The 24717-nt window shown below is 55.5% G+C and carries 21 protein-coding genes, 1 tRNA gene and 1 pseudogene; 15 read left to right on the forward strand and 8 right to left on the reverse strand.

Annotated elements, in window-relative coordinates; translation table 11 throughout:
* Positions 1-108: 108 nt before the first annotated feature.
* Both yedA and VF639_RS05535 read right to left on the reverse strand, forming a co-directional pair.
* Entirely contained in the window at positions 109-1029 is a 921-nt protein-coding gene (gene yedA / locus VF639_RS05530) for a drug/metabolite exporter YedA (RefSeq protein WP_331144889.1), read from the reverse strand.
* A gap of 219 nt (positions 1030-1248) precedes the next feature.
* Entirely contained in the window at positions 1249-2163 is a 915-nt protein-coding gene (locus tag VF639_RS05535) for an AraC family transcriptional regulator (RefSeq protein WP_331144890.1), read from the reverse strand.
* Positions 2164-2719: 556 nt separating this feature from the next.
* Between VF639_RS05535 and VF639_RS05540 the strand changes: the two genes are divergently transcribed.
* From VF639_RS05540 to lpdA, 7 genes are all read left to right on the forward strand, one after another.
* Positions 2720-4378: a M1 family metallopeptidase gene (locus VF639_RS05540; protein WP_331144891.1), complete on the forward strand. Its 1659-nt coding sequence runs from the start codon at positions 2720-2722 to the stop codon at positions 4376-4378.
* Between the two features lie 432 nt (positions 4379-4810).
* Entirely contained in the window at positions 4811-5518 is a 708-nt protein-coding gene (locus VF639_RS05545; RefSeq protein ID WP_331144892.1) for a Crp/Fnr family transcriptional regulator, read from the forward strand.
* Between the two features lie 452 nt (positions 5519-5970).
* Positions 5971-6351 (forward strand): hypothetical protein, encoded by a 381-nt coding sequence (locus tag VF639_RS05550; RefSeq protein WP_331144893.1) that lies wholly within the window; start codon positions 5971-5973, stop codon positions 6349-6351.
* Positions 6352-6496: 145 nt separating this feature from the next.
* Positions 6497-6940 (forward strand): hypothetical protein, encoded by a 444-nt coding sequence (locus VF639_RS05555; protein ID WP_331144894.1) that lies wholly within the window; start codon positions 6497-6499, stop codon positions 6938-6940.
* 68 nt (positions 6941-7008) lie between these two features.
* Positions 7009-7713: a carboxypeptidase-like regulatory domain-containing protein gene (locus VF639_RS05560; protein ID WP_331144895.1), complete on the forward strand. Its 705-nt coding sequence runs from the start codon at positions 7009-7011 to the stop codon at positions 7711-7713.
* 38 nt (positions 7714-7751) lie between these two features.
* The gene (locus VF639_RS05565; RefSeq protein WP_331144896.1) at positions 7752-8192 is read left to right on the forward strand and encodes a hypothetical protein; all 441 of its coding nucleotides are present in this window, start codon (positions 7752-7754) and stop codon (positions 8190-8192) included.
* 582 nt (positions 8193-8774) lie between these two features.
* On the forward strand, positions 8775-10181 hold the full coding sequence (gene lpdA / locus VF639_RS05570; RefSeq protein ID WP_331144897.1) for a dihydrolipoyl dehydrogenase: 1407 nt from the start codon (positions 8775-8777) through the stop codon (positions 10179-10181).
* A gap of 373 nt (positions 10182-10554) precedes the next feature.
* Here lpdA and VF639_RS05575 read toward each other — a convergent pair whose 3' ends face one another.
* Together VF639_RS05575 and tssD are read right to left on the reverse strand one after the other, a co-directional pair.
* On the reverse strand, positions 10555-11313 hold the full coding sequence (locus VF639_RS05575; protein WP_331144898.1) for a PoNe immunity protein domain-containing protein: 759 nt from the start codon (positions 11311-11313) through the stop codon (positions 10555-10557).
* An 18-nt stretch (positions 11314-11331) separates the two neighbouring features.
* Positions 11332-12225: pseudogene (tssD, locus tag VF639_RS05580) on the reverse strand (type VI secretion system tube protein TssD); the annotation flags it as partial.
* A 527-nt stretch (positions 12226-12752) separates the two neighbouring features.
* Here tssD and VF639_RS05585 point away from each other — a divergent pair.
* The 4 genes from VF639_RS05585 (at position 12753) to VF639_RS05600 (ending at position 15497) form a co-directional block, all read left to right on the forward strand.
* Positions 12753-13193 carry a hypothetical protein gene (locus VF639_RS05585; protein WP_331144899.1) on the forward strand — a complete coding sequence of 147 codons (441 nt, stop codon included), beginning with the start codon at positions 12753-12755 and terminating at the stop codon, positions 13191-13193.
* Between the two features lie 316 nt (positions 13194-13509).
* Positions 13510-13848 carry a hypothetical protein gene (locus VF639_RS05590; protein ID WP_331144900.1) on the forward strand — a complete coding sequence of 113 codons (339 nt, stop codon included), beginning with the start codon at positions 13510-13512 and terminating at the stop codon, positions 13846-13848.
* 215 nt (positions 13849-14063) lie between these two features.
* Positions 14064-14137 (forward strand) — tRNA-Asp (locus VF639_RS05595).
* A gap of 214 nt (positions 14138-14351) precedes the next feature.
* Positions 14352-15497: a putative sensor domain DACNV-containing protein gene (locus tag VF639_RS05600; protein ID WP_331144901.1), complete on the forward strand. Its 1146-nt coding sequence runs from the start codon at positions 14352-14354 to the stop codon at positions 15495-15497.
* A 150-nt stretch (positions 15498-15647) separates the two neighbouring features.
* Here the strand turns inward: VF639_RS05600 and VF639_RS05605 are convergent, their stop codons facing one another.
* Complete coding sequence (locus tag VF639_RS05605; RefSeq protein ID WP_331144902.1) at positions 15648-16109, reverse strand: cold-shock protein; 462 nt, start codon at positions 16107-16109, stop codon at positions 15648-15650.
* Positions 16110-16414: 305 nt separating this feature from the next.
* On the opposite strand from VF639_RS05605, the gene eat reads away from it, so the two are divergent.
* Together eat and VF639_RS05615 are read left to right on the forward strand one after the other, a co-directional pair.
* On the forward strand, positions 16415-17746 hold the full coding sequence (gene eat, locus VF639_RS05610; protein WP_331144903.1) for an ethanolamine permease: 1332 nt from the start codon (positions 16415-16417) through the stop codon (positions 17744-17746).
* 196 nt (positions 17747-17942) lie between these two features.
* Entirely contained in the window at positions 17943-19331 is a 1389-nt protein-coding gene (locus VF639_RS05615; protein WP_331144904.1) for an ethanolamine ammonia-lyase subunit EutB, read from the forward strand.
* A gap of 36 nt (positions 19332-19367) precedes the next feature.
* Here the strand turns inward: VF639_RS05615 and VF639_RS05620 are convergent, their stop codons facing one another.
* Entirely contained in the window at positions 19368-19991 is a 624-nt protein-coding gene (locus VF639_RS05620; RefSeq protein ID WP_331144905.1) for a DUF4159 domain-containing protein, read from the reverse strand.
* Between the two features lie 236 nt (positions 19992-20227).
* On the opposite strand from VF639_RS05620, the gene VF639_RS05625 reads away from it, so the two are divergent.
* Positions 20228-20845, forward strand: a complete 618-nt coding sequence (locus VF639_RS05625) for a porin family protein (RefSeq protein WP_331144906.1) — start codon at positions 20228-20230, stop codon at positions 20843-20845.
* A gap of 81 nt (positions 20846-20926) precedes the next feature.
* Positions 20927-21523, forward strand: a complete 597-nt coding sequence (locus VF639_RS05630; protein ID WP_331144907.1) for an outer membrane beta-barrel protein — start codon at positions 20927-20929, stop codon at positions 21521-21523.
* 78 nt (positions 21524-21601) lie between these two features.
* Here the strand turns inward: VF639_RS05630 and VF639_RS05635 are convergent, their stop codons facing one another.
* Together VF639_RS05635 and VF639_RS05640 are read right to left on the reverse strand one after the other, a co-directional pair.
* Positions 21602-22927: a TldD/PmbA family protein gene (locus tag VF639_RS05635; protein WP_331144908.1), complete on the reverse strand. Its 1326-nt coding sequence runs from the start codon at positions 22925-22927 to the stop codon at positions 21602-21604.
* Positions 22928-23045: 118 nt separating this feature from the next.
* Complete coding sequence (locus VF639_RS05640) at positions 23046-24695, reverse strand: TldD/PmbA family protein (RefSeq protein WP_331144909.1); 1650 nt, start codon at positions 24693-24695, stop codon at positions 23046-23048.
* Positions 24696-24717 lie beyond the last annotated feature (22 nt).

Consider the following 24717-nt stretch of genomic DNA (forward strand, 5'->3'; position numbering starts at 1 on the left):
CACCGCGAGTATTCGGCTCTGCGCCGTATAGTGTTAACGCGCAGGAACTTGCTCTGCTCGTCGCGGAACGGAAGCCACAGGATTTCCGCGTTACAGGTACACTTATTTCTAAGAACTGGTTTTGCGGCCACCGAGCACCACCAGCGCCACAGCCGCCACAATAAGTGCAGTACCCAATAGCATCTGTGGGTTCAGGGCTTCGCCGGCAAAGGCCCAGCCAAGCAGCACCGCCACCACCGGATTCACAAAGGCATACGTACCAGCCAGCGCCGGTTCCACCACCCGCAACAGCCAGATATACGCCGTAAAAGCCACTATCGAGCCCACCGAAACCAGATACCCATACGCCAGCCACGACTTTGGCGTGACTTGCGCCAGCTCGAAGCCCGCTGCCTCCCCGCGCAATAGCCCAACCACGAGCATCAACAAGCCCCCACACAGCATTTGCATGCCACCCGACAGAAAAGGAGAGGGGCTAGGCTGGTTCTTTTTCGAATAGAGCGAACCAATAGCCCATAAAAATGCTGCCACCAGCACCATGCTTATACCCAATGTTTCATGCCCCGGCAGCGCCACGTGGCTAACTCCCGGCGTACGGGCCAGCAGATACACCCCGAGCAATCCGCACGTCAGACCCAAAGCCACCCACAGGGTGGGGCGGGCTGCCATGCCGCTCCACCAGCCCAGCAGCGCCAGAAACATAGGTACCGTAGCGGCCAGTAGCGCTGCCAGGCCCGAGGGAATGTATTGCTCACCAAGCGTTACGCCCCCGTTGCCGAACCCTAGCAGGCAAATGCCGATAACCAAAGCCTTGCGCCAACCTTGGGCAGTAGGAGCAGGTTCGCCGCGCCAGCGCATGAAGCCATACAGCAAGGCTCCCGCCAGCGCATAGCGGGTGCCCGCCATCAGCAGTGGCGGTATAGAGTCGATGGCGAACCGGATGCCCAGGTAAGTGGAGCCCCAGATGATGTACACGGCCGCAAAAGCCAGCAGCACCGAAGACCGGGAAGGTGCAAGAGAAGAAGTCATACGAAAAGGATAGAGGCGCAAACATACCGCCCAGCTAGGCTCGTTGCCATCTGAATATTGCGGAAGTAACTCAGCGCTTAAAGCCTAAAGTGTAGTTGCCATAGGCTGCCCCAAGAGCCAGCCGCATTTACTATTTCTTTTTGTCTGGCTATTCAAAGCCATTTCTAGGTTGCTGCACAAGCATCAGCGGCTTCACGCTACCTCAACCAAAAAGTCGCTCTAGCCAGCATTTTGTAGGCGATATTGCTGCGGGCTAAGCGTAAACACCGATTTAAAAAGCCGGCCAAACGAACTAGGCGACTCAAAGCCGGTATGCAAGCTGATTTCCTGCACCGCCAGCCCCGACTCCGTGAGCAGATGGCACGCTTTGGCCAGCCGTACACTCGTCACGTATCGGTGGGGTGAATGGCAAAACAGCTCCCGAAAATGCCGCAGTAAGTGGTTTTTGGAGAGCATGCTGGCCTCAGCAATAGCATCGAGAGTAAGTGCCTCGGCGGCTTGCTCCTCAATAAATTCGCGGGCTAAGTGCAGGCGCCGGTAAATTTCGAGGCGGGTGGTAGCCTTAATGGCCGACAGCCGCGTTGCTTTATGGTAAACTGCCCGGCGGTGCGTCAGCAGCAAGTCGAGCAGGATGTGATAGAGCCGCTCTTCTAGCTCCAGCTCCGTCATGGGGCCGGCTTCCAGGTGATGCCGCAGCAACGTGAGCTGCTGACGCAGCCGGGGCGTGGCCGTGAGCAGGTCTTCGTAAAACCAAATCGACGACCCTTTGCGCTCTGTCGGGTTGGCCAGTAGAACTTCGTCGGAACTCGTGTCGGCGGCGGTTTGCAGCAGTTGTTGGTTGAAGTAGATAGCCAGGCAGTGCACCCATTCCACCGAACGAATTGCGCTCGAATACGGCTGCCCGGCATTAACCACCAGAAACCGGTCCTTCTCCACTTCCACCTTGCGGTGCCGCACATAATAGGCTTCGGTGCCCGCAAACGAGAACTTCAGCGACATTCGGTCGGCGTGCGTCGGCCAGTTGCAGAACGTAGACCGGGAGTTGATAACCGTATTTTGGTCGGCAGCACTTTTGAAGAGCGCAAAATCTCGGAGCGACTTTTCCTCGCTGTCAACTATCGATTGAATGTACATAACATCTACCGCAAGAATGAACAACAAAGGAACAGCCTACTGCTAGTTTGCGCTGTGCCAATAACACCTTTTTCAACGGAACACCAAGGGCTGACAGTCGGGGTGGTCCTATGAATTCCGTGCAGCCGTTCGTAGGGCCACTACTCGTTGCCCACCAACCAAACTATGTTTAAAAAGTCTTTTGGTCTGTTTTCTCTAAAATAACCGTTCAGCTTGAGCGGGCTTCTGCTTGCCGGAGCAGCCCGCTTATCTCGTTGTGAACGATGTAGCGTTTCGGCGTTGCTGATGTTGTTTATTTAAACCGTGTCTTGCCGGTCGTTCAACGAGGAGACGCGAAGTGTCGCGTCTCTACAGCCGGGCAATGAAACGAGCGAGATGCTTCGGCTGCGCTTCCGCATGATGGGCTAGTGTTTTCAGAAACCATCTAGTAGTTCCACCAAGCGCTATGCTGAATCCATAAACCACCAGCCACACGCTGCATGCCCCCCTTCAGCAACGGCGACGCAGCGTTTTACTTGCAATACCGTTCTTTGATCCACATCTCAGCTATTTGCTTGTGCGTTTCTTCTCCTCCTTGCTTCTGGCCGGCCTGATGAGCCTGGCTCACCTCGCCCCGGCCCAGCTCATGCAGCCAAAGGCCACCTTCACCCGGGCCGACTCCTTGCGGGGCGCCCTCACGCCGCTGCGTACTTGCTACGACATCAACTACTACCACCTCAATGTTAAGCTGGACGTAGCGCGCAAATTCATCAGTGGCTCCAACCTGTTTCGCTTCACAGCCACTCAGGATTTCACTCGCCTGCAGTTCGACTTGTTTGCCAACCTAGCCGTGGAGAAAGTGGAGTACCAAGGCAAAACGGTGCCGTATACCCGCGAAGCCAATGCCGTATTTGTTACGTTTCCGGCTCCTATCCGCAAAGGCAGCCGCGGCGAGTTTACCGTGTACTACTCCGGCCAGCCCACCGTGGCACAACACGCGCCTTGGGATGGCGGTCTGGTTTTCACCCAGGATGCCAAAGGCAAACCGTGGGTAGCCACCGCCTGCCAGGGCGTGGGCGCCAGCATCTGGTGGCCCACCAAAGACCACCAGGCCGACGAGGTCGACAGCATGCAAATCAGTGTTTCGGTGCCGAAGGGCCTGAAAGATATCTCGAATGGCCGCCTGCGCAAAACCACAACCTTAAAGGACGGCTACACCCGCTTCGACTGGTTTGTGCGCAACCCCATCAACAACTACGACGTGGCCCTCAACGTGGGCGACTACACCCATTTTAGCGACATCTATAACGGCGAGAAAGGTAAGCTCACCCTAGACTATTGGGTGCTGCCAGAAAACCTGGAGAAGGCTAAAAAGCAGTTCGCCGACAACGTAAAACCCATGCTCAAAAGCATGGAAGCGTGGTTTGGCCCTTATCCATTCTACGAGGACGGCTACAAGCTGGTCGACGCTCCGCACCTCGGTATGGAGCATCAGAGCGCCGTAGCCTACGGCAACAAGTACCTGAACGGCTACCTCGGTAAAGACCGCTCTAACTCCGGGTGGGGCCTAAAGTGGGACTTCATCATCATCCACGAAAGCGGGCACGAGTGGTTCGGCAACAACATCACCTCCAAAGACATTGCCGACATGTGGATACACGAAAGCTTCACTACCTACTCGGAGGCCTTATTCGTGGAAACTCAGTTTGGCAAACAAGCCGGCCAGGAGTACATCCATGGCCAGCGGCGCAATACCCGCAACGATGGCCCCATCATCGGACCGTACAACGTGAACAAGGAAGGCTCCGGCGACATGTACGACAAAGGCAGCAACCTGCTTAACATGGTCCGCATCGTCATCAACGACGACGCCAAGTGGCGGCAAATACTGCGCGGCCTCTCTCAAACTTTCTATCATCAAACTGTCACCACCGAGCAGGTAGTGGGCTATATCAACCAGCAAAGTGGCCGCAACCTAACTCCGATCTTCGACCAATACCTGCGCTACCCCGGCATACCCACGCTGGAGCTACGCTTCGAAGACGGCAAAGCCTTAGCCCGTTGGATTGCCGACGTACCTAGCTTCGATATGCCCGTGCGCATCCGTGCCAAAGGAGGCGAGTGTCGCTTCATTACGCCTACCACCAGCTTTCAAGCCCTGGAAGTACCTGGCCTAACTAAGGAAAACCTGGAAGTAGATACGTTCAACTCTTTTATAGGAGTGCTGGTGGAGTAGCAGCTAACTAACAACACCGCTAAGCAGAGAGAGTGGGCTGATTAATAGCATATAAGCTGGTTCTGGAACGTAACGTTATACGCATCCTAACATTTGGGAATATCTTATCAATATTAAAAAATATAGAGCCGGTATTCGAGTGGATATTGTCTTGAATACAGACTCTTTAATAGCTAGTAATGGTTATGCTTGCGTAATAAGCTGTTATGCAGTAATTTTATTCATTAAAATTATTTAATTCAAGCCTCGCAACCTGTTAAATGGATTTGATGTTGATTTGCAAAATAGTAATATTGCACTGAAATCTCATCAGTGAAGGCGATTAAGCTGCATTTGCAATATTACAGTGTTGCCTTCGAGCCACGAGGTGTGGAGCAGGTAGTAGCCAGAGAGACTTACAAGGTCGAAAAACAATTATAAGAGCACACGAACATGGTAATACCAACTGTCCCCGCCAATTGCCAAAATTGCCCTCATCTGCACAAGTCGTTGCTAGGTACCTGCCAACTCAGTGAATTGGCGATGATTTCGGATGGAAAGGTTCATCAGTCGTACCACAAGGGCCAGTTGATTTTTCAGCAGGGCAGCCGTATTAGTGGCTTGCATTGTATCAACAAGGGCAAGGTGAAAGTCTCGAAGGTCAGTGCCAATGGCAAAGAGCAGATCATTCGGTTGGCCAAGGAGGGAGACGTACTCGGTTACCGCTCGCTGATGATTGGCAACACCTACTCTACGGCCGCGGTAGCCCTCACCGACTGTGTTATTTGCCAGGTGCCACGCCTCGATTTCCTTAGCATCATCAAGCAGAACTCACAATTCTCTGATTCTTTGACGCTCCTGCTGGCCAAGTCGCTCGGACAAGCCGAAGAGCGTATGCTACACACCGCCTACAAATCGGTGCGCGAGCGGTTGGCGGAGGCGCTTTTGCTACTCCACGAGGTGTTTCAGCCTGAGACGAATACCGTCTTCAGCATTCCGGTTTCCCGCGACGATTTGGCGGCTCTCGCCAGTACGGCAAAAGAAACGGCCAGTCGTCTTCTCTCCGAGTTCCGCGACGAGGGGTTAGTGGTAACCCAAGGCAGCCGTATTACCATTTTGAATGTTGAGAAGCTCCGCCAAATTTCTGCTGTCTGCGATTGATTCTTAGCTTCAGAACATGATTAGATCAGCTGACGAAAATTAATTTCGACGTTCCAAAACCAATCAAATTCTTGCCTCGTATCTCCCCACTCGGAATAAAACCGGGTGGGGAGACTTATTTTATTCGTAGTTGTGGTGTAAGCTAGCATAAATATAATTTTACTCATCCCATAATGGTCTCCCACAATTTTTGGCGTGGGAAAAGTTTAATAACAATCATTTTTATAGCCAATAACAGTCATTTTTTTTAGAGGACAAACCAAAGAGATTTGTAAACCAAGTCAGCCTATTTCTACGGCGAACGAACCGGACTTCAGAACTTCCCTTGAAGAGATACCGGCTACTGCTCTCTACCCCCATGATAGGCCAACGCGTGGGCCTGCTGCTGGTAGCGGAACTCGACAGAAGACTTGGTTAATTAACATTTTCTCCCCTTTTCCCTCTAAAGTATCATGGCTTATTCAGTTAACAATCCCGCTGGTAAAGTAGTCCAGGACGTAATTACAGATCTGCCAGGCTTAACCGCCGTTGCAGTAGTAGATGCCACCTCCGGCATGAGCCTCGCATCGCACACCAATTCGCCTAACCTCAACCCCGACACGGCAGCCGCTTACAACACCGAAGTGGTGAAGCAGAAGCAAAAAGCTATGGCCGCGCTAAAGCTAACGGGCGAAAAGATTGAGGATATCCTTATCTCGCTATCCAGCCAGCTGCACCTGATCCGGCTCAACGACGCTGGCACCAAGTTTATCTATCTGGTGGTCAACTCACGCGATACCAACTTGGCTATTGCCCGGGATGTGCTCCGTACGCACGCCAGCCAGCTCAACTAAATTATTTGATGCATTTCCGCGCGTCGCCACTGGCCTTGTCGGTTGTGATGCGCGGAGAGCAGGAGGGGCAGTTTCACTAGGAAACTGAACATATTCTTCGCCTAGCGTGGGTGCCAGGAGCACCAGCATAACTGATAGGCCTTTTATGCAAATACCATTTCTTCAACGCTTACAGGCACTAGCCCGGCCAACGGTCGATAAAGTAGTGCCCACAGGTTCTAGTCCGGAATCTTTGGCGGCCGAGCGGCTACTTCAGCAAGTGCTGGCAGGGCTGCCGGAGCTAATAGGAGCGGCAGTAGTGCAGATGGATTCGGGACAGGCTTTGGCGTCTTATACCACCGCGCGCGAGTTCAGCCTCAGCAAAGTGGTAGGGTTCAACGCCGAAGTGATTCGGCAGCAGCATCTTGCTATGCAGGCGCTGTTGCTGCCAGCCGAGGAGCAGTTGGAGGAAATCCTGATTACACTCCAGACGCAGCTTCATTTGCTGCGGCTGCTACCCGATGGTCAACGCTTCTTGTATGTCGTCGTCGACTCCCGGGATACAAATTTGGGCATTGCCCGGGCCGTGTTGCGCACCTGTAAATCCTAAGTGCGCACCCGGCAGTCTTAGTTAGCTTCTCCCTTTTCTTTCTCTCACTCCCCCTTTTTCCTACTCTTATGAAATTGACCGCTTCTCCTTTCGATACAAAGACCGGCGAATTACTACCCGTCTATCGTGATGCCTACCTCAACGGTGATTTGAGCCGCTCATCGGCCAAGGCAGTAGAAGAATATCTGCATCGGGATGCCGATAAGGCCCACGAAACCCTCAACCGCTGGCAGCAGCTGCACAACGCTGAACCAAGCGCTGCCATCACACCTACCTGGGTGCAAAAGCAAGTGCAGTTTATCCGGGCCGAGCCGGTACGCTTCCGTCGTCGGGCCACCACCATGGTAGCCATGACGGCCCTGCTCGGCACCATGGTATTCGCCGGCACCAGCTTGCCCACCGACCGTACCATTGAAAGCGTGCCCACCGAAACCATGGCCCTACCCGCCGAGGCGGCGTTCGAAGCCGCTTCTACATCGGCCGCAGCCGCTTCCGCTTCTTCTATGCGGATGGTTACGGTACGAGGCCGTATTCTCAACGAAAATGGCGCGCCACTGATTGGGGCTACCGTTATGAATCCAGGCAGCCGCCACGGAGTATCTACCAATGCCGAAGGCGAATATGTGATGCAGGTTCCGGTTGGTACCAGCACCCTCAAGTACGGCTACGGTGGCTACCAGGACGAGGAACTAGCCGTGAAAGGCAGCACTACCAACAATATAACCCTGCTCCCAAAAGAAAAAGAGCAGAAGCGGCGCTGGTGGCAGTTCTAGGGGCTAGTAGTGGAGTGTGATAGTCGTATATTGCTTGGGTGAAACCGAAAAACTACCGCCGAAAAGCATCTACTTCGATTAAAGTATCGAAAACCGGACTGGCTACTCCTGACCCGCTGGCCAACCAAGTGGTGCAGCAGGTGCTAGCCGAGCTGCCTGGGCTACTAGCGGTGGCCGTAGTGGATGTGGCCTCGGGCATGAGCCTGGCCGCCCATTCCACCGCCACCATCAACCCCGACACGGCGGCTACTTACAATGCCGAAGTAGTGAAACAGAAGCAGAAGGCTATGGCTGCTTTGCTGCTCACCGATGAACGCATTGATGATATTCTCATTACGCTGTCCAGCCAATTGCATCTGCTCCAGCTAACGCCCGATGGCCGCCGGTTTATCTACCTGGTCGTATCGGCTCAGAATACCAACCTCGGCATTGCCCGTCAGGTATTGCGGGCGCAAGTTGGCCAGTTACAAGTGCAGTAGCACAGCATGTTCAATATAGGTGAAGCCCCTTCTCAGCATATGAGGAGGGGTTTTTTGCTGTAAGAAGCGGTTGCGCAAGCTGATGCATCCACCAGAAAGCTGTTTTAGGAAGTTGCTCGACCGTCCTGCTTGATCTGGCGTCCGCGTAGGTGCAGCCGGAGTCGAAGCATCTCGCTAGTCATAGTAAACCCATTTGCCGTTGCAACCTCAGCACGCGAGATGCTTCCCCGGCTGCGCACCCTGGCCTGAGGCGCCATATGCGGACGCCAGATCGAGGAGGTCGGCTGACTTTCTAAACAGCTTCGGAGTGACAAAAACGACAAACAGACTTCGTTTATCATCTTGTGCCTTATCATGTAGCCAGACAAGGGCTACTTAGAAGCGAAGCCACAACGAGTTGTTACGGCACCTGCTGGCTCTGTTGGAGAAGGTCCTGCGCCGGCAGCCGCCAGCACAAAAACAGCAGAAGCTTGTTTTAGCTAAGCTGCACTTCAAAAGGCATATCGCACAATTTCGTCAGTTCACAACGTCGCCGTTCGTACCTTCGCGGCCGTTGATTTCCACCGACCTCACTCTCTGAGTATGAACCAATACGACGTTACCGTTATCGGCTCCGGCCCCGGCGGTTATGTGGCGGCTATCCGCTGCGCCCAGCTTGGCCTCAAAACGGCCCTCATCGAGAAATACGACACCCTTGGTGGTACCTGCCTCAACGTAGGCTGCATCCCTAGCAAAGCCCTCCTCGACTCGACCGAGCACTACCACAACGCCCATTCCACCTTCAAGGAGCACGGTATTGAGCTGAGCAACCTGCAGGTGAACATGAACCAGATGATAGACCGCAAAAACGGCGTCGTGAAGGCCAACACCGATGGCATTCAGTTTCTGATGAAGAAAAACAAGATCGACGTGCTGCACGGCGTCGGTTCGTTCGTGGATAAAAATCACATCAAAATTCAGCCTGCGGCCGGCGGCGAGGAGCAGCAGATTGAAACCAAAAACGTTATCATAGCTACCGGCTCCAAGCCTACCGTGCTGCCCTTTATTCAGCAAGACAAGCAGCGCATCATCACCAGCACCGAGGCCCTCAACATCCGGGAGGTGCCCAAGCACATGATTGTGATTGGTGGTGGTGTCATTGGTTTGGAAATGGCCTCTGTCTATGCCCGCCTTGGCGCCAAGGTGAGCGTGGTCGAGTTCATGGATTCGCTCATTCCGACCATGGACCGCGCGTTGGGCAAAGAGCTGAAGCGCATCCTCGGTAAAATCGGCATCGAGTTTTTCCTGAGCCACAAAGTAACCGGGGCCACCCGCGCCGACGACACCGTGACCGTAACCGCCACCAACCCGAAAGGCGAGGAAGTGAAGTTTGAAGGCGACTACTGCCTGGTAGCCGTGGGCCGGGTGCCCTACACCGCGGGCCTTAACCTGGAAGCCGCTGGCGTAGCCATGGAAGAGCGCGGCCGCGTCAAGGTAGACGAGCACCTGCAAACCAACGTGCCCGGCATCTACGCCATCGGCGACGTGATTCGGGGCGCCATGCTGGCCCACAAGGCTGAGGAAGAAGGCGTGTTCGTGGCCGAAACCATTGTAGGCCAGAAGCCGCACATCAACTACCTGCTCATCCCAGGGGTAGTGTACACCTGGCCGGAAGTGGCCGGCGTCGGCTACACCGAAGAGCAGCTGAAGGAGCAGGGCAAGGCCTACAAAACCGGCAACTTCCCGTTCCGCGCCTCGGGCCGTGCCCGCGCCTCCATGGACCTCGACGGCTTCGTGAAAGTGCTGGCCGACAAGGAAACCGACGAAATCCTAGGTGTGCACATGATCGGCCCACGCATCGCCGACCTGATTGCCGAAGCCGTAACGGCCATGGAGTTCCGCGCCTCCGCCGAGGACGTAGCCCGCATGAGCCACGCCCACCCCACCTACGCCGAAGCCATGAAGGAAGCGTGTTTGGCTGCTACGGAGAACCGCGCTATTCATATGTAAATGTGTGCTTGCGGTAGAAACAAAAATACCTCTGCTGTTTTAGCAAAGGCGTTTTTGTTGTTTTACAACATGCAAAGGATTACAAAGACATGTTTGCTGCTTGCCTTGCTGATAGCATGCATTGGGGGATACTGCTGGTTCAGGTTTTTGGGGACGCAATGTGAACCGTGCCCTTCTGAGTTTAGGCCTTGTCCGGCATGTTCATCAAAATACGCTACTCCCGTGGCGGTAGCCACCATTATTACGGAGGTCTTTTTGCTGCTCTTCTGGCTAGTGGCCCGCCGCAAAAGCATGTCATAGTTTCTCGGCCCTACAACAGAAACAAAAAGCGGCTGGAGCTACCCTAGCTTCCGCTGCTTTTTGTTGGGTGGGCTTATGCCAGTTTGGGCTTCCGGCCGAAGGCATAGTCAGCCAGGTCGGTGGGGTAGTAGCGCAGGGTTTGCAGCTCGGCATCTTCTACGCCAAGTGCGTAAGCCGCTGCCGCTGCCTCCCAGCACCAGTAGCCGGTGAAGCCGGCGGCATCTGTGCGGTGCGCGTGGATGTTGTACCAGACCGTGTTGAGGCTCTCGTACCAGCCGGCCAGAAAGGCTTGCAATAGGCGCGGCTGCAAATCGATGGGTGCCTGAATGGCGTCGCGCAGGCGGGCGTAGGTCTTGGGAAAGAGCAGCTGCGTAGTTTGGGGGCGGCCCAGCAGGCGGCGGCCGATGAGCCACTCAAGTACGTAGTCCTGCCCATTGGCCCCGATGGCCTCTACCAAGCGGCGGAATACGTCCACCTCAACGTGTAGCAGCAGCGCGATGGACACCAAGGTTACCGCCTGCATGTACTCGTCCTGCTCGCCATTGAAGAAGAAATTCTCCGCTGCCGGGTGTTGCTTGTACCGCTCCAGCGTTTCCACTAACTGTAGAAAGTCACTCTTCAGTATTTCAACACGCTGACCTCGGGAGTATTCTAGCGCAAACAAGGAATAGCGCTCTGAAAAGTTACTGAACAGCAAAATCTCAGGTTTGGCTAGCTCTGCATATCGCTGCTGCAAGTAGTCTGTATTTCGAGTAATATTCTCCTGCGCGATGCTTATTTCTTCGTCGAAGAAGGCTTCTGTCAGCAGGGGTTCTCGCTTGATTTTGTCCATCTCGTTTTGTTTGTAGCTCTATAGCAAAATGGTTTCAATCAGCTTGCCTGTCGCGTCTATTTTGTGCAGCATTTTTTCCACTGTACCTAATGCCATTGCAGTGATGATTCGTCCTGCTTCCCGTGAGCCGACTGCTTTTTTCAACCGTTCGCTTCCGGTTATCCAAGAATCACTCATCTGCAGGCCATCATTTGTCATGCCGAGGCGACTCTTGCCATACTTGGCCTCGGTGATAATGTAGTCGGGCGGCGGGCTGCCGTGCTTCCACACGCCATCGATGCCAGTGCCACGGGCCGTACCGCCAGGGGGCGGGGGCGTGACCAGGCCGCCGTCGTTGAGCTTGGTGTGGCCCTGGGCGCGCATGTAGGCTTCGGAGATATGCTCGCCGTACACGCCCTTGTCGGCGTTGCCGGTGAGCGTGGGCGGGGCGGCGGCGGGCGGGGCCTGCACGCGGAGCCGGCCTTTAGCTTCCTGCATGGCCTGAGCGGCGGCCAGGTTGGTGGCGTCGCCCAGCAGGCGGGCGCGGCGGCGTACTTCCTCGGGCGCCTGCCAGGGCAACACACTGTGTGCCTCCACGGTCAGCCCATCCAGGGTGAGGGCGGCAGCCGTCAGGCGCAAGGTCAGCACCTCGCCGGGCCAGCCGCTGGGGTCGGTGGGGGCAAAGTGACTGCGCAGCCCCACGCAGTGGGCCGCCTGAATGTGGAGGCGGTGCAGCAGGGAGCCATCGGGTCGACGCTGCTCTAGCTGGCTGCCGGCCCGCATGGTGGGGTCGAGCATGTAGCTGCTCAGGCGGGCATCTGGGTCGGAGGCATCGAGCGTGAGCGTCACAACCCGGACACGCACCGTGGTGCTGGGCCGGCCCGCATGGTCGAGAGCCTGCTCGAAGCCACAGTGACCCCGCAGCACCTGATAGGCCTGGCCTTGGAAAAACTAGGTAACGAGTTCGGGCGTAACTGACATAGCGAAATACCAAGAAAACACGAGTATACACCAGAGAAGCGCAGCCTAGGCCGATAACAAACTAACCGTGGGGTTGCGTTGGTAAAATACGAAACCAAAACGGTTTCGGGCCTTGGGCAGTAATGTAAAGTAGTGGAAGCCCTAACCTCTTACTATGCTCCGTCTGTGGAGCGCTACGCGGCTACCACCATCCGTCAGTCAGGAGAATAGAGTGCCGCTGCTGATCTGAGTTGCTTTCAATGGGATGGTCGTTGGCCAGACTACCGGTGCATTTTTGCAGGCTTGGCCACTGAAAGCTATATCCGCGTTCCACTCTAAGTTGCCAGCCAGCTTCAACCGCGTTTCTTGACAAACCGCCATATCCAGGTTCCGTGATGCAACATATGGCCATCGAGCTGCGCACCTTCCCCGTATCATTTTGAACACGTAAAAGGCCAGAACTGTATGCCAGCAGTTCTAGCCTTTTTTATGTGGCACCAATGAAGCGTTTACTTACTTGTATCGTCCTGTGTTGCTGCCTTGGCTGGCCGGTGGTGGCCTATGCCGGCGAGAAAGAGGTGAAGGCTGCCTTCCTCTTGCAAGGCGGAATTGGAGGAATTCTGATCGGAGCGGGACTTTATGCCTGCTTTATGGCCCTATCGGCCGTGCTCTTCAAGAAGAAGGCAACAGTAGCTGTTTTCTTCGCGCTATCCGCTGCTTTCTTCGTCTACATGCAGTATTGGTCGTTCTACTTTCTGGCTATTGCCTTGCATTTCATGCACACCCGCCAGATGCGGTACGAGTTTGGGGAGCTAACCAGCTTGCTGAAATGGGGCCTGGTTTGCGTAGGGGTTTGGGGGCTGGCCGTGTTCGGCGTGGCCCTGCGAATGTGGATAATGCAGAACCGAAGCCGTAGCAGCACCGTGATTAACGAGCCTTAGGAACTGCCAATGCCTGCCCTCTGGCTCTGGCTACATATAAGGCTAACGCTTCAAGTGCCCTTGCGTTTGGCTCAAGCACGGCAGAGCACCTGTATTGTGCCAGCAGTTAGTGCGTTATAGTAGCTTGTCGGCGCCTTTGGATCAGAGCCATAAAGCACCTAACAAGCTCAGCAATAGAAGATAGGATATGGAAAAGCAGTGGGCGGAAAAGGAAACCTTAACGGCAAACCTTGCGAATAACGAACCCGCAGGAGCGCAGGCATTACTCAACCTTGTGCTTGTAGCGGACCCGGTTCTCAGTTTTCTCTACACTCTCATGGCCAAAGACAAGAAGAAGCACTCCAAGAAAGACAACAAGTCGAACGACTTGCTGGACGAGGCCGCTGTGTCGCTCAAGAAGTTTCGTAAAGTCACCAAGCAGATCGGCAAGCTGAGTACCGGCCAGAAAATAGTAGGCGGCGTAGCCTTGCTGGCGGCAGGCCTTACTTACCTGGCCAAGCAGCAAGCCGACGCCGGTTCTGCCTCCGATGATTCGCCCGACGCTAAAGCCGCCGAGGCCAACCTTGCCAAGCTAACGGGTGAAGATGAACCTAAAAAGCCTCTGCTCCGGAAGAGCCCGCCCCGGAGCAAGAAAAGCAAGCATATGCCGGACTAGCGCTTTGCGGTGCAAGATCATTGTCTGAGTACCACATCTAATGCGTTGCTAGCGAATACGATAAAGTTGGTTTCGGTTGAGCGGGAGCTTCTGCTGCCGACAGCAAAAGAAGCTTTTCTGGCATTTTGAAGCTGTTTTCTCTTGTAAGTTCCGAATACACCCTTACCTTTGCAGCACTTTAACGAAAAGCACTGGCTTTTCAATTAAAGGAAAACGGTTCGGTAGTTCAGTCGGTTAGAATGCCGCCCTGTCACGGCGGAGGTCGCGGGTTCGAGTCCCGTCCGGACCGCTTAAAAGCAAGAAGTTGCTTTACAGCTTAGAAAAGCTCCTTAGTTCGCGCTAAGGGGCTTTTTTTGTTTCTCGAAAGAGGAACAGCACGTATTGCAAAGCGGTAAGAACAAAGCATGCTACAGAAACGAAGCGGTGCTGAGTGACAGCCAACTTGGTAGCTCAGGTGGTACAAAGAGTAGCATCCAAACGCAAAAGCTCCGTACTTACCGGTCATGCTTTCCGAACCTACCTATTTAGCGGCCCGTGTGGTCGCGCCCATGATTGAAACCCACTTTGCCCGGCACCATGCGGCGGCCACCCAAGGCCCTGACACCGCGCAAGATGCCATTCTGCTGGCCGCGCCGCCACCGGCAGATATAGTGGAAGTGATGATTGATGCCGCGTTTTGGGCTAGTCTGCGCCGGGAAGAAGGATACCCGCCCAAAATTTCGCTGGCCTTGCTGGAGCCCGCCAAAGCCACGCAGCCCGTGGTGTTCAGCAAGCGCCGGCTTATTCCTTACAACCTGCTTAAACTGGCGCCCGCCGTAGAACTGCCCGGTATTCATTTGGGCGTGTGGCACGACGAGGAAGGCCTCTACGTGTGGGGCACCGCCACGGGCATACCGCCCTTGTGCTTGGTGATAGAAGTAGTGGAGCCCGGCCTACTAGTAGTTAAACACCGCCGGGCCGACGGTTTCGGCAAGTTTGTGAACGTAGCCATCCTCCGCGGCGACCAACTGCAACTAGTAGACGCCGAAAGCGCTGCCATGCAAGACTGTCCGGCATTGCAGGCTTTCCTGCCCAACCGCAACCTGCCCACCAGCACCGGCGAAACCGATAACGTGCTCGGTGAGCTGGCCGCCGTAATGCGGGCGCATGGGCGGGGTGGCCTAGTGCTGGTAGTGCCGCCTAACTCCACACAGTGGCAAGAATCCATTGTGAAACCCATTACCTACCCCGTGCTGCCCGCCTACATGGGCATTGCCGAAGGTCGGCAGCAAGAGCAAGCCAAGTGGCAGTGGCGCGAGGAAATTCAGTTGGCCATTGGCATTGTGGGCGGCTTCACGGCCGTAGATGGCGCCACCGTCATCACGCGCGACTACCACCTGCTCGCCTTCGGTGTTAAAGTTGCCCGGGCCGAATCAAGCACCCCCGTCGATAAAATGGTGCTAACGGAGCCCGTTGTCGGTAGCGTCGCCCGCTACCTGCATCCGGCTCAAAACGGTGGTACCCGCCACCTGGCCGCTGCCCAGTTCGTGTATGATCAGCGCGATGCGCTGGCGCTGGTGGCTTCTCAGGATGGTTACTTCACGGTGTTTGCCTGGTCGACTACTCAAGAAATGGTGCACGCCCACCGCATCGACGTGCTGCTGTTGTAGGGCAAGGCAGCGCGGAACGGATTTCCTGTGGTTTTCTATGGTTTCCGCTGGCTTACGCGCTAGGTTGGGTGGGTTGTTCACAGGCCTTGCTATAACAGCAAAGCGGCGGCAACTCCTAGGAGCTGCCGCCGCTTTGCTGTTGCTGCCAATCTACTCAGCCTTTTTCACCCCGACGGCGCTCGGGCCTTTCTGGCCCATCTCCACCTCGAAAGTTACTTTGTCGTTTTCTTTTATCGTAATGCCACCCAGGCTATTGACGTGCACGAAAACGCTTTCCTGCGTTTGCTGGTCTTTGATGAAACCGTAGCCCTTAGAGTCATTGAAGAAGGTAACTGTTCCCTTGCGGATTGGGTCTTCCTGCTCCTGGTCTTCCTGCTTTAGTGCCCCGATACGGACATCTTCGAGCTTGATTTCTTTCTTCTTCCGGGTCGGGTCAGGAGGGGTAGAGGAGATGTTGCCATCTTCGTCTACGTAGGCCAGCATCTCATCGAGGCTCTGGCCGCTTTTGGCTGTTGCCTGCCGCTCTTCCTTGCGCTCCTCCTTCTCCTGCTTTTTCTTTTGGCGCTTTTTCTCGTTTTCTTTTTTGCCGAAGCTTGCTTGGGATTTCCCCATGTGTTGATGATTTAGTTGATGGCTTTCACTTATAAAGCTAAGCATTTGAAATCTGTAATAAAGTATTACAGCCAAGGAAGAGCTAAAGTTTCCCGGTCACGAAAGGAAAACCAGCTATCCTGCTCCTAAATGCCGCAAGGTGACTGAGGCACCTCACTTAGCGCCTATTTGCACAAGGTAAAACAAGATTTTTTAAGTGGCTTTTCGACGCGAAGCTACCAGAATTCACTTCAAGGAAGCAGAAGCAGGATATTCTGCGCAATTAGCGCTATGTTAAGGGTTTAGCTGCTTGTTCGATTTCGTGTATGAAGGATGCTGCTCCGCCGTCGGCCTTAAAAAAAGTATTGAAGCCGCTGCACTTGTGGGCTATTGCCGTGGGGCTGGTTATTTCCGGCGAATATTTCGGCTGGAACTACGGATGGGCGGTGTCAGGCACGGTGGGCTTTCTGGTGGCAACGCTCCTGATTACGGTGCTTTACGTTACGTTCATATTCAGCTTCACCGAGTTAACGACGGCTATTCCCCATGCAGGCGGGCCGTTTGCGTACGCGCATCGGGCTATGGGACCTGTAGGGGGCTTCGTGGCGGGCTATGCTACATTGGTCGAGTTTCTGTTTGCCCCGCCAGCCATTGCGTTTGCTTTGGGCAGCTACGTGCATTTCCTGTACCCCAGTGTGCCGGTGCTGGCTACGGCGTTGGGGAGCTACGTGTTATTTATTGGTATCAATTTGCTAGGCATCAAGGAGTCGGCGCTGTTTTCGTTGGTAGTCACGCTGCTGGCCGTGGCCGAGCTGCTGGTGTTTATGGGGCTGGTGGCGCCGCACTTCAAGGCCAGCAACTTCCTCGCCGACCCCATGCCTTTTGGGGCGGCGGGTGTGTTTGCGGCTTTGCCATTTGCCATTTGGTTTTATCTGGCTATTGAGGGCGTGGCCATGGTGGCCGAAGAAGTGCAGGACCCTCAGCGCACCATCCCCATTGGCTACACCTACGGAATGCTCACGCTGGTTGTGCTGGCTTTGGGCGTGATGGTGCTGACCGGTGGCGTCACCAACTGGCACCGCCTCAGCGCCATCGACTATCCCTTGCCTGAAGCGCTAAGCTACGCCCTCGGTAAAAGCAGCCCTTGGACCAAGGTGTTTGCCAGCATCGGGCTGTTTGGCTTGGTGGCCTCATTTCATGGCACCATCATTGGGTATTCAAGGCAGGTGTTTGCGCTGGCTCGCAGTGGCTACTTGCCGAGCTTTTTGGCTCGCGTAAACCCCCGGTTCCAGACCCCGCATTGGGCGTTGGTGGCCGGGGGCGTGGTGGGCTGCCTGTCTCTGCTGACGGGCACCACCGATAAGCTCATCGTTCTGTCGGTGCTAGGCGCGGTGGTGATGTACTTGGTTAGTCTGGTTAGCTTGTTTGTGCTGCGCTGGAAAGAGCCGGAGCTGCTGCGGCCCTTCGTAACGCCGTTCTATCCTTGGTTTCCGCTGGTCGCTACGGTGTTGTCGGTGGTGAGTTTGGGGGCTATTGTGTATTACAATTGGTTGCTAAGTCTGGTGTTCTTTGTGGGCCTAGGAGCGTTGCTAGGGCTGTATATGCTGCTTGGTTTAGCTAAGAATGATGCAGCAATGTCGGCGCAAAACGGCAGTTAGCGGCATTGGTATGGGTGATATAGCAGTCGTGCTAAGCTTGCTAGAGCGTCTCACGTACTGCTGTTGAGCTTATCACATGAAATATGCTTCGCCTCCGGTTCCTGGCTTGATGTGCTACACACTCAGCATAGCCGTCTTTTCCCTTGAACCAGAGTAGCAGAACGTAATCTAACGTCTCAAGTCTAGGCTCTAAAACATGGCTTACCATCATACTATCCGCAACCGGGTTTACCAATTCGCTGATCTGAAAACGTTGCTGGCGAAGGCTTCGCCGCTGCGGTCGGGTGATGTGCTGGCGGGAGTGGCAGCGGAGACGTATGAGGAGCGGGTTGCCGCGCAGCTTACGCTGGCCGATGTGCCGCTGCGGGCGTTCTTGCAGGAAGACCTAATTCCTTATGAGCAAGACGAGGTAACGCGCTTGATCTTGGATACGCACGATGCCGCCGCTTTCGTACCGGTCAGCCACTTCACGGTGGGGCAGCTGCGCGACTGGCTGCTGGCCGATACCACCGACACACGCACCTTGCAGCAACTCGCCCCTGGCCTGACGCCCGAAATGGTGGCTGGCGTCAGTAAGCTTATGCGCAACCAGGAGTTGATTGCCGTAGCCCGCCGTTGCGAGGTCGTCACCAGCTTCCGCAATACGCTCGGGCTGCGCGGCCACCTGGCCACCCGCCTGCAACCCAATCACCCCACCGACGATGCCCGCGGTATTGCGGCCAGCCTGCTTGATGGCCTGCTCTACGGCAGCGGCGACGCCGTACTTGGCATCAACCCGGCTACCGACAGTCCGGCGGCAGTCCGCAACCTGCTGGAAATGCTCGATGCCATCCGGCAGCAATACGCCATTCCCACGCAGTCTTGCGTACTATGCCACGTCACGACCACACTGGAACTAGTGGAGCAGCAAGCCCCAGTGGACCTCACGTTTCAGTCGGTTGCTGGTACTGAGGCGGCCAACGCCAGCTTCGGCATCAATCTGGCGCTGTTGGAGGAAGCTTGGCAAGCTACCCTCAGTTTGAATCGGGGCACGGTGGGCAACAACGTGATGTACTTCGAAACCGGCCAAGGCAGCGCCCTCAGTGCCAACGCTCACCATGGCCTCGACCAGCAAACCTGCGAAGCCCGGGCCTACGCCGTGGCCCGCCGCTTCCGGCCGCTATTAGTCAATTCGGTAGTAGGCTTCATCGGCCCCGAATACCTCTACGATGGCAAGCAGATCATTCGGGCGGCCCTCGAAGACCACTTTTGCGGTAAGCTGCTCGGCCTGCCCATGGGCATGGACATCTGCTATACCAATCACGCCGAAGCCGACCAAGACGACATGGATACTCTGCTCACGCTGCTCGGCGTAGCAGGCTGCAACTTCATCATGGGCGTCCCCGGCGCCGACGACATCATGCTCAACTACCAGTCCACCTCCTTCCACGACGCCCTCTACATCCGGAGCGTGCTCAACCTGCGCCCCGCCCCGGAGTTCGAGGCCTGGCTGCAACAACTCGGCGTGTTCGATGCGCAGGGGCGGCTGCTGCCCGCGCCGCAGCAACCGTTGCTGCTGGAGCAGCTGCCGCGGGCGTTTCGGTAGCACCCCACCCCCTCCCCTCCGGGAGAGGGGAGGGGGTCACGCCGTTAGCGCGTACAGCAAAATATTGACGCCAAACTTGGTGTTGTCTTCGGCCAGGAAGCGTTTGTTGCGGAAGTCGTAGTCCCACTCGCAGCCGTAGTCTTTGTTGGAATAGAGCACGCCGAGGCGGCCGTTGATTTCGATGCCTTTGAGGTAATCGTGCACCAAGTCGTCGCCCCAACCGTTTAGCTCGAACGAAGTAGGCGGTGGACCGTCGGGGAACTTGAAGAACTGCGAGTAGATAATGTGGGTCTTGGGAATCTTCTTGAGGGCCCCGGCGCCGAAGCACTGCCGCATCTGCTCCTCAAAAGAGCGGGCAAACAGGCCGTCGATGTCGTGGTTGCAGTCATCCACAAATACGAAGCCGCCGTTGCGCACGTACTGGGTGAAGTTTGCCTTTTCCTGCGCCGAAAATTGCACCAGCCGGTGCCCCGACAAGTAGCAGAACGGATGCCGAAACAGCTCGGGCGAGTCCAGCGCTACCACTTTCTCTTTCTGGTTGACCGGAATTTTGGTGTATTGAATGAGAGAGTGCAGCAAGTTGGTCGGCATCCGCTCATCGACACCGTCCCAGTCGCCGGAGCGGTATTGCAAGCGCACGAAAGTGAAAGGAACAGGCACGAAAGAGTAACTGAGTAAGTGAAGTAGCTGAGTAAGGCCCGAACGCGAGGGCTAGGCGGCAAGTTACAGACACAGCGCAAGGCGTGAAGGTGGCTTGTAAGGAACTGGCTGCCGAAAAATACCGCGAATTCAGGCAAGCCTACGCTCTTGCCAAAAAGTTATGTCGGCAGGGACACTAGTATGGCAATGATTTTGCGTTTACTAGGTTTATGTATAACTAATCTTCCTTTCCTACCATGAAACCTCTGCAACTTCTTGCCATACTTTTCTTGCTACTGGCTGGTGCCAGCCAAGCGCAAGCTCAATTCGGCATCAAGGCCGGCGTCAACAAGGCTGTACTCGATGGGCAAAACATCAACATGGACACCAACTACAAAACTTCCTACCACGTGGGCGCTTTCCTGCGGCTGCCGGTGTTAGGCCCATTGTCTATCCAGCCGGAGGTGCTTTACTCTTTGCAAGGCTCGGAGTTCAAGTCGGCGGTGGCAAACTACGATACCAAGCTGCACTACCTCAACATCCCCGTGCTGGCCCACGTGAAAGTAGGCCCGGTCTATGTTGAGGCGGGCCCCCAGTTTGGCGTATTACTCGGCGCCCGTGAAAACGGTACGCTCCGCATTAGTGCAGAAGACGGCTACGGCCCTGTAGACCGCAGTGCCGACAATAACTACAAGAAAAACGACTTTGCCTTGGCCGCCGGTGCCGGTCTGGAAGTAGGCAGCCTCATCATCGGCGCCCGCTACACCGCTGGCCTCAACAACATCAACGACGTTGACGACCTGAACGGCGCCAACGACCCCCGCCTCAAAAACCGCGTTATTCAAGCCTTTGTAGGTATTAAATTAGGAAAGTAGTGGATGATGGAGGGGTATTTTGGCAGTACCCAGGCAATTCTATTGCTTGCAGGATATTCCATTTTAGCTTCTTCCATTATTATGAAAAAAATTACTCTGCTGCTCGGCGTGTTGTTCGGTTTTGCAGCAACCAGCCAAGCACAAACCGATGGTGGTATTTGCTTGGGACTAAAAGGTGGAATGTCGGTTGCCATTCTTGATGGCGCACTCAATGCTTCAGCACAAGCTCGTACCGATTTTGTGGCTGGTCCTATGCTTCGATTAAAACCCTCTTCGCAAGGCTTCGCTGTGCAGCTAGAAGCTTTGATTAGTGGGCAGGGGGCGGACCTGGAAACAATGACTGAAACCGAAGCCTACAAGCTGTACTATCTGAATGTACCTGTATTGCTGCGCCAATACATTGGCGGCAAGTTTTATGTGAATGCAGGGCCACAATTAGGCCTTTTCTTGGGTTCGAGTAAAGGGGAATATAAGTCAGTGGAAGGTGCAGTAGTAGGTGGTGTTGGTTTGGAAACTCCTAACGGCTTCGTTGTGGATCTGCGGTTGAACTATGGCTTATCTGATATTGTAGGTGATTCGGATGAGCGTGCTTTCCGCAGACGGTTGGGTATTGGTGGAGTGCACAACCGCGTTGGGCAGGTTACAATTGGGTATCTGTTCGGAAAGAAATCAACCTGATTACCAAGCTTAATACACAACAGCAAAGCCCTGTATGCCTATAGGCATACAGGGCTTTGCTGTTGTGTATCGTTGACTCTACACCGCGTCCGACAAGCTGGTAAACGTGAAGTCGCGGATTTTCAGCGGGGGCACGAGGTTACCGCCCAGGCGCACCGGTTTGCCAAGGGCCTCGATGTTGTTGAGCATGATAACCGGGCTTTCATTGAAGCGCATGTTTTTGATGGGGTGCTTGATTTTGCCGTTTTCGATGTAGAAGGTTCCGTCGCGGGTGAGGCCGGTGACGAGCAGGGTTTGCGGGTCGACGTCGCGGATGTACCAGAGGCGCGTAACCAGGATGCCCTTGGCCGTGCCTTTGATGAGGTCGTCGACGCTTTGCGTGCCGCCTTCCATGATCCAGCCGCTTGGGAAGGCCGTAGCGGGCTTCTTGCTTTTCTCGGCCCAGTAGCGGGAGTAGTACAGGTTTTTTATCACGCCTTTTTCCACCCAGTTCATGCGCTTCACGGGCAGGCCGTCGCCATCGAACACGCGGCCGGGGGCGGTGGGGTTGAGCGGGTCGGAGTAGATGGTGATGCGCGGGTCGAACAGCTTTTCTCCTAGCTTGTTGCCGCCGCCTTTTTTGCTGAGGAAGCTGCGACCTTCATCGGCTTCGCGGGCATCGAGGGCGTACATCAAGCGGTTCAAAACGCCTTCGTCGGAAACCAGGGCGGCCGGCTCCAGAATAACTGTGTACTTGCCGGGCTCAATGGCCTTGGCTGCCACCGAACCCGCAGCTTTGCGGGCCGCAATTTCCGTAAGAGCCTTGGCATCAAGCTTACTTACGTCGGTGTAGTCGGCTACGGCGTAGCCCGAGCCGGTACCATCGGTCGTGCGCACCGTCACCGAAAAATCCAGCTGCGTGGACTGCTGATAGCCTTCCAGCCCCTTGTTGTTGCGAATGGCAGTGAATCTAGGGCCGTCTTCGAGGTAGCCTGCCCCGGTGAGCTTACGGGCCTCGCACAGCGCAATGCTGTCGGCGGCTACCTGAGCGCGGAAGTCGGCGGTGATGCCGGCCGTAGCGGCGGTGTAGCTGGTGGGCGTAAGGTACTGTTGGGGCCCGAGCATGGGCATGTATTCGGGGTCTTCGGGAGCCAGCTTGGCAATTTCTTCGGCCCGTTGCACGCAGCGGCGCAACGTAGCATCGTCGAACTGGTTGCAGGTGGCCACGCCCGAGCGTTTGCCAAACCGGGCTTCCACCGCCAAACTCACATTATCGGACAAGCCGGCCGTACTCACATTGTTGCGGGCGTAGCGAATGTTGCCGGTAGTGCGGCCATTTAATTGGCCCATGCACTCGTTGGCGGTGCTGAAGCCGAGCACCTTTTTCAAGATGGCTTGCGCTTCGTCTTTGGAAAGTATTGCCATTAGTTGATAGTTGATTGTTGAATTGTTGATTGCTGGTTGTTAGATGGTTGAATTGTTGGTTGCCGAAAGTTGATTTGGATATTCAACCAGCAGCAATTCAACAATCCGCAATCAACCATCAACCAATTTTCCGGGCCGTGTTGATGACGTTGACACCGTTGAAGCGGGTGGTGGCCGAGCCGTGGCTCACGGCCGAAATCTGGCTCGGCTGGCCTTTGCCGTCGAAGAAAGTGCCCATGAGCCGGTAGTCGGCTTGGTCGCAGGAGCCGGCGCAGGAGTTCCAGAACTCTTGCGTGTTGGCCTGGTAGGCTACGTCTTCCAACATGCCGGTAATCTTGCCTTTGTCGATGGCGTAGAAGACCTGCCCGCCGAACTGGAAGTTGTAGCGTTGCTGGTCGATAGAGTAGGAGCCGGCCCCGGCAATGTAAATGCCCTTATCCACCTTGCTGATCATTTCGTCCACGGTCAGCTTGTCTTTACCGGGCTGCAGGCTCACGTTGGGCATACGCTGGAACTGCACCGAACTCCAGGCATCGGCATAGCAGCACCCGTCTGATTCTTGCTGCCCTACTACGGCGGCCTGGTCGCGGATTTTCTGGTAATTCACCAGCTTGCCTTCTTTGATAAGGTCCCACTGCTTGGTCTTCACGCCCTCATCGTCGTAACCAACGGCGCCAAGTGAACCGGGTTGCAGCTTATCGGCTACAATGTTAACCTGCTTGGAGCCGTAGGGAATGTTCTTGGCTTTCCACTCCAGCGTAGCGAAGCTAGTGCCGGCAAAATTGGCCTCGTAGCCCAGCACCCGGTCCAGCTCCGTCGGGTGGCCCACCGATTCGTGGATGGTCAGGCCGAGGTGAGCGGGGTCGAGTACCAGGTCGTACTTGCCGGGTACTACGCTCTTGGCCGTGAGTTTTTCCTTGGCATGTTTGGCTGCCTGCGCGGCATCTTCCAGAATGTCGTAGCGCTGCTTGTAGCCTACCACCGTGGTGCCAGTCGGGCCAACTGCCCGGTCGCTGGCGTTGGGTGTCAGGTACTCGTAGCCCAAGCCCATGGCCGCCGACATCGACTCGCGGGAGCGAAACTTGCCCGAGGCCTTATCAATGGCCGTGACAGTGAACGTAGGCCAGATGCGATGCACGTCCTGGTCGATGTAAGAGCCGTCGGTGCTGGCAAAGTATTTCTGTTCGTTCACCTGAAACAGGGCCGAGTTGATGTAGTTGGCGCCGTTGTCGAGGGCTTTGGCATTGGCAGCCAGCAGCAGCTCCACCTTTTCCTTGACCGGCACTTCGAAGGCGTTTTTCTGAATGGGTGTTTTCCAGTTTACCTCGCCGTAGCCGTTTTGCGGTGCCAGCTGCACGGGTTGCTTCTGTACTTTCTGATTGGCTTTGGCAATGGCCACCGCTGAGCGGGCCGCCGCCGCAACGCCAGCTTCCGTCACGGTATTGGTGGAAGCAAAGCCCCAGGCGCCGTTCACCAACACCCGTACGCCCGCGCCGAGGCTCTCCGTGCTGGTAATGTTCTGCACCTGCTTTTCGCGGGTGAAAACGTACTGGTTGAGGTAGCGCCCAATCCGCACGTCGCAGTAGGTGGCGCCCGCCGTTTTGGCGGCATTCAGGGCGGCATCGGCCAGACGTTTCTTTAAAACCGGGTCCATGACTTCGAGCAGCTGCTCGGGATCCACGAGAATACCGCCTAGGCTCGGTATGCCCGGCAGCAACAGGCCCCCGGCTGCCAAGCCGGTTAGCCCCATAAAGTCACGTCTTTTCAAGGTGATTGGGGGTTAAAAGGTG

This window comes from Hymenobacter sp. (genome assembly GCF_036387835.1).
In the GTDB taxonomy this organism is placed as follows: Bacteria; Bacteroidota; Bacteroidia; order Cytophagales; family Hymenobacteraceae; genus Hymenobacter.